We start from the raw sequence: 15,327 nt of genomic DNA, 5'->3' as shown, positions 1-15,327 counted from the left end.
TTCCTTATTGGGGAATTAGATATTGTGGAGTAAAATTATATCCAAATTTTTGTATAAGGCGGAGCTATGTTAGATTTAAAAGCTTTAGATTTGGCACATATTTGGCATCCTTGCACACAAATGAAAGATCACGAAACATTACCGCTTATCCCTATTCAATCAGCAAAAGGTGTGTATTTGTATGATTTTGATGGGAAGTCATTTATTGATGGTATCAGTAGTTGGTGGGTTAATCTTTTTGGGCATTGCAATCCTATTATTAACACTGCGATTGTGCAGCAATTAGAGCAACTGGAGCATATTATTTTGGCTGGATTCTCGCACGAGGGTATTATTACTTATTCTAAGCGATTATGTGCCTTGCTCCCACAAAGTTTGCAAAAATGTTTTTATGCTGATAATGGTTCAAGTGCGGTTGAAGTGGCATTAAAAATGAGTTTTCATAGTCATTATAACGCAGGTAATAAAGAAAAAAATGCGTTTTTATCCTTAGCAAATGCCTATCACGGCGAAACCTTAGGGGCTTTAAGTGTAGGTGATGTGGGGCTTTATAAAAGCGCTTATAAACCTCTTTTACTTGAAGCTTTAAACACGCCTGTGCCATCGGGTATGTGGAATCCTAATGATAATACAATAAATGGAGATTATCACAGAGAGATTGAAGCATTGGAGCAGATTCTAAAAAAGCACGCTCATCGCATTTGTGCGTTTATTCTTGAGCCTTTGTTGCAGTGCGCAGGAGGTATGAATATGTATCCTTCTGCTTATGTGCAGGAGGCGTGTGTGTTGGCACAAAAGTATAATATTCATATTATTTTTGATGAAATTGCTGTGGGATTTGGTCGCACAGGCAGTATGTTTGCCCTAGAACAATGTGATGTCGTGCCTGATTTTCTTTGTCTTTCTAAAGGCATTACAGGTGGATATCTTCCCTTGTCTGTTGTGGTTACAAGTGATAGTATTTATCAAGGATTCTATGCACCTTATGAAGAACAAAAAGGCTTTTTGCATTCCCATAGCTATACGGGTAATGCTCTTGCCATAGCTGCTGCAAATGCTGTGCTCAATATTTTTGAGCAAGACAATACGCTACTCTCCAATCGTTCTTTAAGTGCTGCCATAGCCAAGCAATGGTCTATGCTTTCAAAGCATAAAAAGGTAAGCAATGTGCGTGTGTGTGGAATGGTGTTTGCATTTGATTTGATTGGGTGTAGGTTTGCAAGGGCGGGATTGTATGTGTATGAACAAGCACTTGAAAAGGGTGTGTTGTTGCGTCCTTTAGGAAATACGATTTATTTTATGCCACCTTATATAATAAGTCTTGAACTTGCTGAATATGTATGTGGTGTGCTTGATAATATTTTAGAAAATGAATTTTGATAGAGAAACTACAACAGCTCTTGAATATAAGGTCTAAGTTTATGTGCAAGTCTATTTGCAATAGAATCTAAGTTTTGGGTTGTGTAAGATTCTATATGCACAAGTGGAATTTTTGTGTAAGAGCACACAAACTCGTCGATCTCATCACGATAAATATCCTTAGAATCTTTGAGCATAACGAGTGCAAGAATAGGCATATTTTGCAGAGCGTGTAATGTAAGTAAGATATGATTAATGCAACCAAGATAATATCTTCCCACAACAATAATAGGGCGAGGATTAGCAAGGATATAATCAAAAAAAGTATGTGTATTATCAAGTGGTGTGAAAAGCCCTCCAGCAAGCTCAATGAGAAGTCTATCGGATTGCGGAATCTTTAAATGCAAGCCATTGTATGTTAGATTCTCATATTTATATCCAATGTGAGGAGAAGCAGCAGTGCGAAGAGTAAGTGCAGATGGTAAAATCTGCGTATGTGGAGAGAGTTCTTTCACGCGTTGCTCATCCGTTGGGCTTCCTGCTTGAAGAAGTTTAAAATAAGTGTATGAAAATGCCTTGCAAAAAGCCGCACTGAAGTGTGTTTTACCTACATCTGTATGAATTCCTACGATATAAAGCTGACGCAACCAAATCATCAAAACTCCTTAAAGGTTCTATTTTACCAACGGCATAACCTTTTTAGCGATATATTCTAGCTCCTTTTGCATATTAGCACACTGAATGATAAGCAAATCTAGCCCTGCTTCTTTATACGCCCTAATCTTTTGTGCCACGCTTTCGGGTGTGCCAACTAGATTTGGTCGCAGTCCGCGATTAGACACGCTGTATTCCTGCTTGCTAATCTCTACATCAAGCTGTGAATTGTCTGTGAAATTCTTATACGAGTTTTCATAATCAGCGTAATTTTTAATGGTAGTAATCCGCTTTAGCTCATTTTGTGCCTCTTCTTCACTATCACGCACAATCATATACACCGCCATACCAAAGCCCTTAAATGGAGGCAATCCCGCTCTTTTCTTTCGCTCTTTCATATCCGCTATTTTTGTTTGCGCTTCTTCAAGTGTGCCGCCGTGCAAGAGATAAAAATCCGCAAATTGTGTGATAGCATTTCTGCCTATCTCACTCTCACCTCCGGCATACACAAGCGGAATCTTGGGTGGTTTTGGCTCATTATAGGAATTTTCAAAGCTAAAATACTTGCCCTTGTGATGAAATGGGCTTTTACTCCAAAATCCTCGCAAAACATCGGTGTATTCGTGTGTGAGCGTATATCTATCATCGTGTGCGTCAAAGTTTATACTATACTGCCTAGCCTCCTCTTCCCACCACGCTGATACCATATTGATAGAAAATCGCCCATTACAAATTTGTGCAATGGTAGCAATCTGCTTGGCAGTCAAAGCTACTTGATGATACTGTGGACGCAAAGCGGCTAGAATCTCAATGCTTTGTGTAACCGCCGCTAAACCATTGGCAATAGCCCACGCATCAAGAGCTGGGGCTTTTTCACCCTTAATGTCATTGAGATACAGCTCTGGCACAAGGGTGAGCGTATAGCCTAGATTCTCCGCTTTTATGGCTAAATCGCGGATATACTCCCAAGAACACTGCGTACTATCATCATCTACATTCCTAAGCCAACTGCCAAATACCGGACTCCAATACCCAAACTTCATTTTCACTCCTTTATTGTTTGTCAAACTGCTCTTTTAAAAAGCTAACCAACCTATCCGCCGCCGCCACTCCGCCACTAGAGCGGATTTTAGATTCTAGTGTGGAGTTATAATTTGTGTTTGTGTTTATATCATAGACCACAATATCCCCGCTCACACCTTCAATAAATTCAATCCCTGCCACAGCGATATTATGCAGTGCTAAAAACTGCTCTAAACACCGCACAATAGGGCTTTTAGAATCTATCTCTTTTCTTAGGCTAAATTTATCCCCAGCTCCCACTTCACACGCCGCCCCAGCAAGAGCGGGGCGTTTTGTAGATTCTGCTTTAGAATCCGCCAACTTAGAATCCCTACTAGAATCCACTTTAGAATCTAAAGAATCTATTTGACACGCATCAGCAGGGCATAGCTCAAACGCCCCATTACTCGTATCCACTCGCACCGCATAGTGAAACTTCCCGCCGATAAACTCACATCGCGTAATAAAAGCTTCCCTAGATTCTACATATTCTTGTAAAAGTGTAATACCATCAATGGGTAGTTCAAACTCAGCTGATTCCACATAGCCCCTAAACTCATCAACATTTTCAAAAAGTCGCACACCTAAGCCCTTGCCGCCTTGATTATGTTTTGTGATAAATGGCTTGTTATCTTTAGCAAAGCTACTTGCCGCATTGATTAAATCAGTTTTCCCAAATACCGCAAGTGTTTGTGGCGTTTTAAACTCACAGCCTTTTGCTTTAAAAAAAGATTCTAAAAGTAAAGCCTGTTTAACCTTGCTGACTTCAAGCTCTAGCACAGAGCTGCCATTTATCACGCAACGCCCGTAAGATTCTAGCCACGCTAACAACGCACGACCATATTCCTTAGAAAAGGCATTATCACGCGTATGACTTGAGGCACTAAGCCTACTCCAAAACACCCCATTTGGTGGGATAGAATCTAAACTAATGCCCCCTTGTGTGAGAAGGATTTCATTGAAATTAACCCCAGCCCTATCAAATGCCTCCTTAAAAGGCGGTATCCACTCGGGATTCTCGTGGATTATGTAAATGCCTTGCGGCAAACAATCATATAACATAGTCTTGCTCCTTATTGTGTTTAAATCGCCCTGTGTTCGCATAATCATTGATTGTGCTTTTTGCCCCGCCCACACGATAGCGTGAAGCGATATGACTAGAATCTAGCCTATCACCCCTGCCAAAGAGTTTGTGTCGCAGTGAGCCTTGCGTGTATTCTCTTTTATACACGCCGCGATTTTGAAGCTCTGGCACGATGAAACGCACGACATCTTCAAAGCTCCCGGGTGTTGTCGCATAAGCTAGATTAAAGCCATCAGCATCGCTATAAGCAATCACTTCTTGTAAAATATCGCAAACTTGCGTAGGTGAGCCTACAAACTTTGGTCCTTGACAGCCTAGCCCTGTGAGCTTGAGTAAGTCTTTTAGTCGCCACTCCCTGCCAGATTCTGTTGTGGAGTTATTCAAGGCTTCTACTTGTGCGAGCATGGCGTTTGATTTAATGTTGCTTAATGGATCTTCTAAGTCATAGCGGCTTAAATCCACGCCCAGCCAACCAGAATTGATAACCAAAGAGCCTTCCTTGCTAGAATAACTAAGTAAATCATTATATTTAGCCTGTGCTAGATTCTCATTCTCATCAGTGATAATGGTGGCTAGAATGTAGATTTTGGCACTATACGGATCGCGTCCTGCTTGAATCAAAGTATCTCGCACTTGTTTTACAGCGATTTTAGCGTATTCCTTTGTAGGAGGGGCGATGAAAATAGCCTCTGCGTGAGTAGCGGCAAACTGCCTACCACGCGTAGAATTCCCCGCTTGGAATAGCACCGGTGTGCGTTGGATACTTGGCTCACAGAGATGAATACCCGGGACATCAAAATATTTGCCGTGATGTCCTATGTGATGGATTTTATTTGGATCGGCAAAGTCCCCACTTTTCTCATCTAAAATCACCGCAGAATCTTCCCAACTCCCCTCTAAAAGCTTATAAATCACTTCCATATATTCATCAGCCACATCGTAGCGTTCATCGTGGGGCAGCTCACTTGAGCCCATATTTTTATTGGCACTTGGCAGATAGCCCGTAACGATATTCCAGCCGATCCGCCCCTTTGTGAGATGATCGAGTGTGCTAAGGCGTCTAGCAAATGGATAAGGATGCTCAAAAGGCACACCAGCAGTAACTCCAAAGCCTATGTGTTTGGTAACCGCCGCACCAATCACAGCAAGTTGAGCGGGATCATTGACAGGCACTTGCAGGGCAGTCTTTAACGCCCCACAATCATTGCCCCCATACACATCATACACGCCCAAAACATCAGCGATAAACACCGCATCAAACAGCCCTTTTTCAGCGATTTGTGCGATATTCTGCCAATATTCAATGTCTTTATATTTTAGGGCTTGATCGTTAGGGTATCGCCATAGCCCCGGACTTAAATGCGAAATACAATTCATCTCAAAAGCATTAAAGCTAATTTGTTTTGTTAATCCCATATTGTTCTCCGTTTTAGAATCTTGTGTTGCAACAGCCGTTATCATACACACATATTTTTAAAAATACAATATGTAATCACAAAAATATGTAATTTAGAGTTACTTTTTTACTCAAAATTATGATGATGGAGTAAGATTCAGGTTCAAAGAATGAAAAGAGTGGGAAAAGCATGTTTGTAAAATAAAAAGCAATAAAATACAAAAAAGTGGGCAAGAACAACTTTAGAGTTAGATAGGATCAAATAGGTGAGATTGGGTAAGTGTTGGGCTAGATAAGAGTTAGGCAAGATTCTGCTCTAACCATGCATTATACACATTTTCAGCCTTTGCTTCAAAGGATAGTATCTCTGGGGCTTCGTAGCTATGATGAGAGAGAATTGTAGATTCTATTCTTTCATAGCACTCTGACAGCGTTTTTAAAATCAGTAAATATTCCTTGTCTTTGCAAAGCTTCCTTTTACCTTTAGAATCTTTCCAAACATAATGACTTTTTATTTTAAAATACTGCCCACAGGCAATAAGGCGAGATTCTAAAAGAATCTTAATAAGATTTTTTGCTTCCTTTTTTGTGGGTGTTGTGGTATGGATAATAAGCATAATACCTCCTTAAGATAGAAACTAAGCATAGAAATTCAAGGCATTATAGCTTATTTGTACAGAATAATTGCTATTTAACTATTTGAGGCTTGAAAAAACATTTCCCTACGCCTATCTGTGCAATCTTGGCAAATCTTTTGTATATTCTTATTGCAGGTTTTAGCGGTGTTGGCAAATAGCTCTTTGCGGAGATTTGTAGAGGTGGTGGAGAAAAATATCTCAAACATATCATTTTTATTGCAATCACCAAGAATAAAAGGCTTATGTGTTTCTTCATCACTTCGTGTATGACAGCAGGGCATCACAAGCCCATTGTAATCCACATAAAAACTCATTGCAGACTGAAAACAGCCAGATTGAATATCGCGTTTTTGCTTCATAAAATCCAGTGAGCCACCCCGACTTTGTCCCGTAACATTTGGATTCCACGAGCGATACTCTATCTCTAAACCTTCCATCATAAAACACACACGATATTCTTCTAAAGTATTATACATAAGCTTAGATTCTAAGCTTAGCTTTTGTTGCATTTTCTCCATTGCTTTTATAATTTTCTCTCTGTCATAATCCTTATTTGTAGGGTAATATGACATTAATATATGAGTTACCCCAGCTTCCCTTAGCTCTTCAAAATACGCTTTTTCTGCGTAATCGCCATTTGTAAAAATACAAAACTTTGCCTTTGGAAGCTTTTGTCTTGCTTGCCTCACACGCTTTAAAATCAGCTCTCTATTGGCTAAAGGCTCATTAAATCTATGAAAATTCAAAAATTTATCATAGTCAATCTCGCTTAGGTTATCAATAAGCTTTAAAAACACAACCTCATCTAGCTCTATGCTTTTGCTTTTCCTATCAATATGTGAGTTTGGGCAAAAGTAACAAGTGCGGTTACAAAAACTTGCGATTTCTATCTCCACTGCTTGTAAAAATTGCTTCAAGATTCTTTTTTGAGATTCTCTATCTGTGATAGGTGTGCTTAGCATAGTGATAGAATCTATAAGATTCTGAATCTTGTTCGTGTAAAAAGAATCGGTATCCATAAGGTTGTAAAGCTTAGATTTTAAACGATTTGGCACTTTTTTGTAAGCGTATCTAATGGCTCGTTTTAGCATAGTGTATCCTTGCAGATTCTAAAATAGATCCGCAATTTACAAAAAAAAAAAAAACGGATAGTCAATTATGCTTGTGTCAATGGAAATTAAGCTAGAATCTACAAATTCCAATACATTTAGCTATTTTTTATCTACTCTTTAAAAATAGCTCCACTTGCAACAGCCCTTAAAGTCTTATATGAGATAAACACCACCGCAAAAAATGCCATCACAAGCCCTAAAATCCCCAAAAGCCCGTAAAAACACTTAAAATCAATCATATATAAATCAAAACTCGCTATCCCAAAGGCACACAGCGGAAAGGTAAAAGCCCACCACGATGGTGCAAAGTTTAGCTTAGTAAAGATATTACCCAAACTTAAAAGCAATAGCACGAAAAACAACGCCACATTAAAGCCCATAAAACTCAACGCATTATGGAATCCAAAAAGGCTATGAAAATCCACCACAAAAATGCTAGGTGGTGCGATAAAAATAAAAAGTGTAAGGATAAATTTAGATTCCAAACTCTGCTCAAAGATTAATCGCTGCATAATCATCGCACTGGGCAGAATCCAAAAAAAGCAACCGATTGAGAAAAAAAAGAGTAATAATTCCTTTGGTGCGTTGATTAAACCACCGCTTAAAGGCACGATTAGATTCCCTACAATAGGTATAAACCACGCAGGGGATAGCAAAGCACTCTTCATACTCTCTTTAAACCAAAAAGACATCACATAAAGGCTAAGTATAAGTTGCAAGGCATTTGCTACATAAAAAAAGCCCCAAAATCCCTTGCCATAGCAAATCTACCCCACTACTTAAATCACTCCAAAACGCCACGATGATAAGCATACTGATAGGAATGCTTGATAGGAAGTTAATCTTTACTTGGTGTTTTAAATCCGCCTTAAACGCATTGAAATGATAGAGTATTTTCGCACCATAGCACACAAGCAAAAGGGCGAAAATAACCACTGCTAACACCGCAAAGCCATACGCTCCCCACCATAGAAATGGTGCGACTGCCCTTTGCCAAGATGGGCTAGAATCTAGGCTAGATTCTAGTGCGTTTGCTCCGCTATGAAGTGTTGTGCTATTAAAGGACGCATTTGCAAGTGCTACGCTACCAAAAATCACACTTGCTTTTTTAACACAAGGCTAAGTCCGCCTATCCCCATAACTGAAGCAAATAATGCGATAGGCAAATTTGCGAGTTTAGATTTTACTGATATGGCATTGTGTGGCTCTTTAATATTAGATTCTGCTTTGCCTTGTGTTTGGCTTGTAGAATCTAGGCTAGATTCTGTATTTACATTTTGCATAGCTTAGTCCTTATTTTGTTTAGATTCTAGATTCTTGTCATATTGAGCATTACGAAAAAGGCGAAATATCTCTTGTAGATTCTAAACTTTAGATACTTCGCCTAAAGGCTCAATATGACAAGCGGTTGTTTTAGAATCTATATTGTTTTCTGCTACTTTATCCCTAGCCATTTCAACACCCTCTTGCCACAAGCTATGTCGCTCCACAATATAGTGAGAATCTACCTTGCCACTAAACATTGCCCTTAAAAGTGGGCGATTTGCCTTAAACACAAACGCCATTAAATGCCCGATGATTCCAAGTATGATGAGAAACATTCCAAGATTATGCAGTTGCGCACTCCATAGATACATACTATCGCTTATATTCCACCCAGCAAGGTTTTTAAGCGTTTTAATTAAGCCGGTAATGATTAAAAGCAAAAGCACAAGCCCGATGAAAAAATATGCTAGTCTTTGTTCAGGTAGATATTTTTCACTCTTTCACGCAGGTTTTTTACCTTGTGCGAGTAAATCCGCACACATATCGCATTTAGACATCGTTCCACCACCAGCAAGCTTTGGGGCGATTTTAAGATAGATTCCAACTCCAGCTTGTCTCTGCGGTATCCCCCACGGGCAGACATCGCGACACTTTGCCCCGCCAAAGCAGTAATGCTCATCAATATTTACAGCATTATTATCATCTTTACCGATAATCCCAAAAGGGCAAATCTTTTGACAAGTAGGATCATCGCAATGCATACAGCGGCGTGGGACAAACACCTTTTTAGAATCTATCTCTAGCTCTTCTACAAAAGTCCAGTTATACGGGCTTAAGCGGAAAATATCATCTCTATTTTTAGAATAATCTTCATAGATTTTACGCGGGAAATATTGCGGAATGTCTTTTATCGGCTCGGGGAATCTAGGGGCATTTTTCTCTTTACACGCACTCACACATTGTGGCATTTCATAGCCTTTGCAGCCATCGCATTTATCAAGGTTTATAATACTTGCCTTGCCTTTTGTTTTGCTAAACTCACTTGAATCTATAAGTGATATTTTCTCTTTTTTGCCATCTTTTGTAGAATCGCTAGACTTAGCATTTGCTCCAGCGACCATCACGGGGGTAAGTGCTAGGGATTTTAAAAAGTTGCGTCTTTGCATAGAACTAACCTTTTTGAGATATAATTTTCTAGCATTGTATGCAAGTTTATAAGCTTTGTGTGTAACTTTATCACAAAAGGGAAATGGCTTTTAAGGCAGGATTGATTAAAATACAAAAAGGATTCTAAATGACAATATGTCCTAAAGGACGGCTTTGACACAAATACTACGCAAACATAATGATATGGTATTAAATGATAGCTACTTACATACTATCTTGCAAAAATCGCAAAAGTATTTGGAGCAAACTTTTAGTGAAAGTGAGCTTATGGAATTTCACGCAAGAATTAAGCCCCTATATGCCCTAAATGATACAAAAGAGATTATAAAAGCTTTTGAAAAAAGCTATTATGATTTTGTAAAAGAATGCTATCAATCACGCTATAAACACGATGCAAGCCTAGAATCTTTCCTACAAAATAAAGATTCTAAAAAGATTTTGTGGGGGGATTGCCTGCAAGGTTTAAAGCAGATGAAAAGTGAATCAGTGGGGGCAATGGTAACAAGCCCACCTTACTATAATGCTAGAGCTTACGCACAATGGAGTGATTTAAATGCGTATATGAGTGATATGGAAGCGATTTTAAGAGAGTGTTATAGGGTGCTTGATAATCACCGCGTATTTGTCTTTAATGTGGGCGATATTTTTGATAACGATAACCTTTTCACTCGTTCCACTTGGGGTAAGAGACGGCTACCTTTGGGGGCATATTTTATACTGCTTTTTGAAAAAGTAGGCTTTAGCTTTGTAGATGATATTATTTGGGATAAAGGTCAAGTGCAAAGCCAAAGGCATAAAAATGGCGATAAGCCCTATCCCTATTATCAATACCCTATGAATTGCTATGAGCATATCTTAATCTTTCATAAACACAGAAGCGATGAGACGCGTTACCCCTGCCCTGTGTGCGGCTGCTTACAAGTCAATGGTAATGCTTATACAGAAAAAGGGCTTAGAAGCTGGGAGTGTAAGAATCTGGACTGCTTTGAGCGAAGCAAGGCAAATCGTGGGAAGCGATTTAGTGCAAAAACTTATTTCACGCAAAACGAAGCGTTTAATCGTGGCAATGAGATAGATAAGGACTTCATTTATGCGTGGCGTAGGGATATAAAGGCAATAAATCCTGTGATAAAGATAAATTCTAAAGGGCAAAATACACTAGGACATACCGCACCTTTTCCAAAAGAGATTCCAGAATTTGCGATAAAAATGTTTAGCTACAAGGGAGAGCGAGTATTGGACCCATTTATGGGGCTTGGCACAAGTGTGAAAGTAGCAGATAAACTAGGGCGAATTGGTATAGGCATAGAGCGAGATATAAGTTTAAAAGAGAGTGTATATAAATTTTTGGGTAAGAAAAATTTAGGGGAGTATGAGCTATGAGTAAGAAAAATATAGAATTAAGTTTAGAAGATGAAAAGAAAAAGCAAGTCATAGGACTTTATGGCGAAATGCAACTAGCGATGAAGCTACATGGCTTAGGATGGCAAGTGCATAGGGGCTACATTGATGAAGGGATTGACTTTGTGATTTCAAAATATTATTGCAAAGTGTGTGAGAAATTTAGTAATCAATTTATTAGGCAAGAATCTTGGCAGGGGCAAAAAGCAAAATGTGTAACAAATCTATGCGAATTTTGCAAAAAAACGAAGCTAGATATTGTTACAAAATATTTGCAAGTTAAGACGAGTGAGGGTAAGCCTAGTAAAAAGCCAAATGCACGAGAATTTAGCTTCCACCCTAAAATCCGCTATGACATAGATAATTGCGTATTTTATGTGTGGATAGCTGTCTTTGCAGAAAATGAAAACTTAGAACAATCCATTATCCATTATTATATTTTTCACTCAAGCGATGTAAGCAGGTTTGATGATATGAGTTTGCCTACCTATCAAATCACTGATAATCAAAAGACAACCCTGCGTATTAACAAGCAAGGTGAAATTCTAAATAATGGCAAAAAATATAGCTACGAATGCTTTAAGGAATTTCACAACCACTTTGAAATACTAGAAAAAATTTAACTTTATCACAAAAGGGAAATATGCAACCACTAACTAAAGAGAGTTTAACGCAGATAAACACCACAATATGCGGCGATGAGAGAAGCCTTGAAGTATTGCAGAAGAAAGGCATTGTAAAAGCCTACACAAAAGGATATAGAATCTACCCAGATAGCGATGAATGCTAGGCTTTTTGTATGTTTTGAGTGGGAAAATCCGCTTTTTTAGCGTATCAAGTAATGCTAAGGAAATCACCATTTTTACCATAAGCGATAAGGAAAGCTGTCTCATCTCTACAAGCTGTATTTTATCAAACATTAAGGCTGATGTGGTGCTTGAGTTTATGGAAGATTCTAGCGTGTTTATCCTGCCAAATAAGATTTTTGAGACACTCACGCATAGTAATGAATCTATTATGCGTTTTAATCTCTCACTGGTCTCTAAACGCCTAAAACAAGCCTTTGATACCATTAATGATGTAACCTTTAAAAGTCTTAAAAATCGCGTAATAAAGTTTCTATTAAGCAATGCTAAAAATAACCGCGTAGAAGCAAGTCAAGAAAGCATAGCAAATAATATCGGCAGTGCGAGAGAAGCAGTTACAAGAGTGATAAAAGAGCTAAAAACACAAGGGCTAATTGAGACAAATCGCAATGAGATTGTGCTTAAATCTAGGCTGTATGAGCTAGGCAAAGATATAGAATCTTAGCTTTCTTAAAGCAGGGCTAAAGAGCAGATTCTATTGCTATATTGAAACCCACTATATTCACATTCAAACCCCATTCAAAACAACCTATTCATAGAATCTACAATGATATGCTACTATTTCACTACAAGAACATAAAGGACAAAAACACAAAGGAATAGAATGGCAAAAGTCAAACAAACACAAAAGCTAGAAGCCGCCCTTTTTAGTGCCGCTGATAAACTTAGAAAAAACATAGACGCCGCAGAGTATAAACATATCGTGCTTGGACTTGTGTTTTTAAAATACATTAGCGATAGTTTTGAATCTTTACATAAAGAGTTGCTTTCACAGAATGAAGATGCAGAAGACAAGGACGAATATATCGCAAAGAATATCTTTTTTGTGCCACAAGATTCTAGATGGAGCACTCTTTTAAGCAAAGCAAAAAGCCCACAAATTGGCAAAGATTTAGACTACGCCCTAGACTTGATAGAAAAGGATAATCCGCAGTTAAAAGGTGTGCTGCCTAAAGTCTATGCTAAAGATAACCTAGATAGTGCGACTTTGGGCGATTTGATAAACTTAATAGATTCTATCTCACTAAATCAAGAAAATACAAGCGATATTTTAGGGCATATTTTTGAATACTTTTTAGGTGAGTTTGCCTTGAGTGAGGGCAAAAAAGGCGGGCAATTCTACACGCCAAAAAGCGTTGTAGAGCTATTAGTAGCTATGCTAGAGCCTTATAATGGCAGAGTGTTTGATCCTTGCTGTGGAAGCGGGGGAATGTTTGTCCAAAGTGAGCGATTTGTGCGAGAGCATCAGGGTAAAATCAGCGATATTTCAATCTATGGGCAAGAGAGTAATCAAACCACTTGGCGACTAGCAAAGATGAATCTTGCCTTGCGAAAAATAGATTCTAGCTCACTCAAATGGAATAGTGAAGGAAGCTTTCTCAATGACGCACACAAGGATTTAAAGGCAGATTTCATCATCGCAAACCCACCTTTTAACGCCACAGATTGGGGCAGTGAAGCACTAGAAAATGATGTGCGTTGGCAGTATGGCACACCCCCTAGCACAAATGCCAATTATGCGTGGATAAGCCACTTTATCCACCATTTAGCTCCAAAAGGTCGGGCGGGATTTGTCCTTGCGAAAGGCTCTCTTACAAGCAACACAAGCACAGAGGGGCAAATCCGCAAAAACTTAATAGAATCTAACCTTATAGAATGTATTGTCAATCTCCCCGCAAAACTCTTTTTAAATACGCAGATTCCAGCGTGTCTGTGGTTTATCAAACGCAATAAACCCCATAACAACACGCTTTTTATTGACGCGCGAAGTCTAGGCGAACTCATCAATCGCAAAAATAGGATTCTAAATAAAGATGATATTGATAAAATCACAGAGACTTATCACAAATGGCAAAAGGCACAAGAGCAAAATGGGGATTACAGCGATATTCTAGGCTTTTGTAAAAGTGTAAGCAAAGAAGAGATGGCAAATCTAGGCTATGTCCTCACACCCGGTCGCTATGTGGGCTTGGCAGAAGATGATGAAGACTTTGACTTTGAAAGAGAATTTACACGCTTAAAAGCCGAGCTAGAATCTCAAATCAAAGAAGAGAGAATCTTAAGTGAAAAGATTCTAAACAATTTAGAGCTTATAGGTGGGAAATGATTGTGAATCTAAAAGAACAGCATTGTGAGAATTTTCTACAATCTCTCCATAAAGAGCAATGGCAGGAAGTAAGGCTTGGGGAAGTTGCAAAACAAATCGTATCGGGCGGGACACCAAAATCAACACAAGCTGAATATTATAATGGCAATATTCCTTGGCTTAATACAAAAGAAGTAAAAAATTGTCGTATTTATGCAACAGAACGCCAAATAACAGAACTTGGACTTTGCAACTCATCGGCAAAGTGGATTGATAAAAATTCTGTGATAGTGGCAATGTATGGTGCAACAGCTGGAAAAGTAGCAATAAATAAAATTCCCTTGACTACCAACCAAGCTTGTTGCAATATTTCAGTTGATTCAGAAAAAGCAAATTACAATTTCATTTATTATACTTTGCTTGATAGTTTTGATAGGCTTGATCAAATGACTTCTGGGGCGGCACAACAAAATCTTAATGTTGGATTAATTTCTAATTTTACCTTTTTACTCCCACCACTTACCACACAACAAAAAATAGCAGAGATTCTAAGTAGTTTTGATGATAAGATAGATTTACTCCATAGACAAAACAAAACCTTAGAATCTCTAGCCCTTACCCTTTTTCGCCATTATTTTATAGACAATCCAAACCGCAGTGAATGGGAAGAAAAACCTTTAAAATATTTTGGGAATATCATCTGTGGCAAAACACCGCCGAAAAATCAAAAGGAATATTTCAATGGCACATATCCTTTCATAAAAATCCCTGATATGCATAATAATGTTTTTGTGTTTCAAACAGCAGATTCTCTTACGCAACAAGGACTAGATTCTCAAAAGGCAAAAACACTGCCGCCTTTTAGTGTTTGTGTAAGCTGTATCGCAACCATAGGCGTAGTGTCTATGAATGCTAATATCGCACAGACTAATCAGCAAATCAATTCCATTGTGCCTCACAAAGAGCATTATAGATATTTTTTGTATTGTTCTATGAAATCTTCTTTTGATGAGTTAGAAGCTATGGCAAGTGGTGGAACAGCAACTGCAAATCTCAACACGACAGATTTTTCAAATATGAAACTTTTACTTCCACGAGAGAAAGAAATCTTAAGATTCCATACAGAAACTCTGCCCTTTTTTGATAAAATCTACAATAACACAAAACAGATTCAAAATCTCCAAGCAATGCGGGATGTGCTATTAAAAGCAATATTTAAAGAGAGGGAATAAATAA

The 15,327-nt window shown here is 38.5% G+C and carries 15 protein-coding genes and 2 pseudogenes; 7 read left to right on the top strand and 10 right to left on the bottom strand.

All coding sequences use genetic code 11. The features are described 5' to 3' along the window. Positions 1 to 66: 66 nt before the first annotated feature. The gene (locus HCCG_RS03265; RefSeq protein WP_002956002.1) at positions 67 to 1,380 is read left to right on the top strand and encodes an adenosylmethionine--8-amino-7-oxononanoate transaminase; all 1,314 of its coding nucleotides are present in this window, start codon (positions 67 to 69) and stop codon (positions 1,378 to 1,380) included. Positions 1,381 to 1,388: 8 nt separating this feature from the next. Here the strand turns inward: HCCG_RS03265 and bioD are convergent, their stop codons facing one another. The 10 genes and pseudogenes from bioD to HCCG_RS03210 all read right to left on the bottom strand — a co-directional run bounded on the left by bioD (position 1,389) and on the right by HCCG_RS03210 (position 9,737). Further along, positions 1,389 to 2,015, bottom strand: a complete 627-nt coding sequence (bioD, locus tag HCCG_RS03260) for an ATP-dependent dethiobiotin synthetase BioD (RefSeq protein WP_015453887.1) — start codon at positions 2,013 to 2,015, stop codon at positions 1,389 to 1,391. An 18-nt stretch (positions 2,016 to 2,033) separates the two neighbouring features. Further along, entirely contained in the window at positions 2,034 to 3,056 is a 1,023-nt protein-coding gene (locus tag HCCG_RS03255; RefSeq protein ID WP_002956000.1) for an LLM class flavin-dependent oxidoreductase, read from the bottom strand. A 10-nt stretch (positions 3,057 to 3,066) separates the two neighbouring features. Further along, complete coding sequence (locus tag HCCG_RS03250) at positions 3,067 to 4,137, bottom strand: ATP-grasp domain-containing protein (RefSeq protein WP_015453886.1); 1,071 nt, start codon at positions 4,135 to 4,137, stop codon at positions 3,067 to 3,069. Beyond that, positions 4,127 to 5,575, bottom strand: coding sequence for an LLM class flavin-dependent oxidoreductase (locus HCCG_RS03245; RefSeq protein ID WP_002955998.1), 1,449 nt, complete (start codon positions 5,573 to 5,575; stop codon positions 4,127 to 4,129). Before HCCG_RS03245 ends, HCCG_RS03250 begins: the two co-directional genes overlap by 11 nt. A gap of 279 nt (positions 5,576 to 5,854) precedes the next feature. Beyond that, positions 5,855 to 6,172 (bottom strand): divalent-cation tolerance protein CutA, encoded by a 318-nt coding sequence (gene cutA / locus HCCG_RS03240; protein ID WP_002955997.1) that lies wholly within the window; start codon positions 6,170 to 6,172, stop codon positions 5,855 to 5,857. A gap of 74 nt (positions 6,173 to 6,246) precedes the next feature. Continuing rightward, positions 6,247 to 7,284, bottom strand: coding sequence for a radical SAM/SPASM domain-containing protein (locus tag HCCG_RS03235; RefSeq protein WP_002955996.1), 1,038 nt, complete (start codon positions 7,282 to 7,284; stop codon positions 6,247 to 6,249). Positions 7,285 to 7,415: 131 nt separating this feature from the next. Further along, positions 7,416 to 8,241, bottom strand: a pseudogene (locus HCCG_RS03230) (SLAC1 family transporter). A gap of 158 nt (positions 8,242 to 8,399) precedes the next feature. Further along, entirely contained in the window at positions 8,400 to 8,588 is a 189-nt protein-coding gene (locus HCCG_RS03220; RefSeq protein ID WP_002955994.1) for a hypothetical protein, read from the bottom strand. Between the two features lie 81 nt (positions 8,589 to 8,669). Next, positions 8,670 to 9,053 (bottom strand): annotated as a pseudogene (locus HCCG_RS03215) (cytochrome b/b6 domain-containing protein); the annotation flags it as partial. 18 nt (positions 9,054 to 9,071) lie between these two features. Next, positions 9,072 to 9,737, bottom strand: coding sequence for a 4Fe-4S dicluster domain-containing protein (locus HCCG_RS03210; RefSeq protein WP_014667446.1), 666 nt, complete (start codon positions 9,735 to 9,737; stop codon positions 9,072 to 9,074). A gap of 154 nt (positions 9,738 to 9,891) precedes the next feature. Between HCCG_RS03210 and HCCG_RS03205 the strand changes: the two genes are divergently transcribed. The 6 genes from HCCG_RS03205 to HCCG_RS03185 all read left to right on the top strand — a co-directional run bounded on the left by HCCG_RS03205 (position 9,892) and on the right by HCCG_RS03185 (position 15,323). Further along, entirely contained in the window at positions 9,892 to 11,121 is a 1,230-nt protein-coding gene (locus tag HCCG_RS03205; protein WP_014667445.1) for a DNA-methyltransferase, read from the top strand. Next, positions 11,118 to 11,762 carry a hypothetical protein gene (locus tag HCCG_RS03200; RefSeq protein ID WP_002955989.1) on the top strand — a complete coding sequence of 215 codons (645 nt, stop codon included), beginning with the start codon at positions 11,118 to 11,120 and terminating at the stop codon, positions 11,760 to 11,762. Before HCCG_RS03205 ends, HCCG_RS03200 begins: the two co-directional genes overlap by 4 nt. Positions 11,763 to 11,782: 20 nt before the next feature. Continuing rightward, positions 11,783 to 11,929, top strand: coding sequence for a hypothetical protein (locus tag HCCG_RS12500; RefSeq protein WP_002955988.1), 147 nt, complete (start codon positions 11,783 to 11,785; stop codon positions 11,927 to 11,929). Beyond that, positions 11,923 to 12,450 carry a Crp/Fnr family transcriptional regulator gene (locus HCCG_RS03195; protein WP_002955987.1) on the top strand — a complete coding sequence of 176 codons (528 nt, stop codon included), beginning with the start codon at positions 11,923 to 11,925 and terminating at the stop codon, positions 12,448 to 12,450. Before HCCG_RS12500 ends, HCCG_RS03195 begins: the two co-directional genes overlap by 7 nt. Positions 12,451 to 12,609: 159 nt before the next feature. After that, positions 12,610 to 14,112 (top strand): type I restriction-modification system subunit M, encoded by a 1,503-nt coding sequence (locus HCCG_RS03190; RefSeq protein ID WP_002955986.1) that lies wholly within the window; start codon positions 12,610 to 12,612, stop codon positions 14,110 to 14,112. After that, the gene (locus HCCG_RS03185) at positions 14,109 to 15,323 is read left to right on the top strand and encodes a restriction endonuclease subunit S (protein WP_002955985.1); all 1,215 of its coding nucleotides are present in this window, start codon (positions 14,109 to 14,111) and stop codon (positions 15,321 to 15,323) included. The genes HCCG_RS03190 and HCCG_RS03185 overlap by 4 nt, the downstream gene beginning before the upstream one ends. The last annotated feature ends 4 nt before the right edge of the window (positions 15,324 to 15,327 follow it).

This window comes from Helicobacter cinaedi CCUG 18818 = ATCC BAA-847 (assembly GCF_000155475.1).
Classification (GTDB): domain Bacteria; phylum Campylobacterota; class Campylobacteria; order Campylobacterales; family Helicobacteraceae; genus Helicobacter_C; species Helicobacter_C cinaedi.
This window is presented reverse-complemented; position numbering and strand designations above follow the sequence as displayed.

Bases quoted from the DNA above. Each gene is read 5' to 3' on its own strand.
- HCCG_RS03210 (WP_014667446.1), bottom strand. From the start codon at position 9,737: ATGCAAAGACGCAACTTTTTAAAATCCCTAGCACTTACCCCCGTGATG.
- bioD (WP_015453887.1), bottom strand. From the start codon at position 2,015: ATGATTTGGTTGCGTCAGCTTTATATCGTAGGAATTCATACAGATGTA.
- HCCG_RS03220 (WP_002955994.1), bottom strand. From the start codon at position 8,588: ATGCAAAATGTAAATACAGAATCTAGCCTAGATTCTACAAGCCAAACA.
- HCCG_RS03245 (WP_002955998.1), bottom strand. From the start codon at position 5,575: ATGGGATTAACAAAACAAATTAGCTTTAATGCTTTTGAGATGAATTGT.
- HCCG_RS03250 (WP_015453886.1), bottom strand. From the start codon at position 4,137: ATGTTATATGATTGTTTGCCGCAAGGCATTTACATAATCCACGAGAAT.
- HCCG_RS03200 (WP_002955989.1), top strand. From the start codon at position 11,118: ATGAGTAAGAAAAATATAGAATTAAGTTTAGAAGATGAAAAGAAAAAG.
- HCCG_RS03190 (WP_002955986.1), top strand. From the start codon at position 12,610: ATGGCAAAAGTCAAACAAACACAAAAGCTAGAAGCCGCCCTTTTTAGT.
- HCCG_RS03235 (WP_002955996.1), bottom strand. From the start codon at position 7,284: ATGCTAAAACGAGCCATTAGATACGCTTACAAAAAAGTGCCAAATCGT.
- HCCG_RS03265 (WP_002956002.1), top strand. From the start codon at position 67: ATGTTAGATTTAAAAGCTTTAGATTTGGCACATATTTGGCATCCTTGC.
- cutA (WP_002955997.1), bottom strand. From the start codon at position 6,172: ATGCTTATTATCCATACCACAACACCCACAAAAAAGGAAGCAAAAAAT.
- HCCG_RS03255 (WP_002956000.1), bottom strand. From the start codon at position 3,056: ATGAAGTTTGGGTATTGGAGTCCGGTATTTGGCAGTTGGCTTAGGAAT.
- HCCG_RS12500 (WP_002955988.1), top strand. From the start codon at position 11,783: ATGCAACCACTAACTAAAGAGAGTTTAACGCAGATAAACACCACAATA.
- HCCG_RS03195 (WP_002955987.1), top strand. From the start codon at position 11,923: ATGCTAGGCTTTTTGTATGTTTTGAGTGGGAAAATCCGCTTTTTTAGC.
- HCCG_RS03185 (WP_002955985.1), top strand. From the start codon at position 14,109: ATGATTGTGAATCTAAAAGAACAGCATTGTGAGAATTTTCTACAATCT.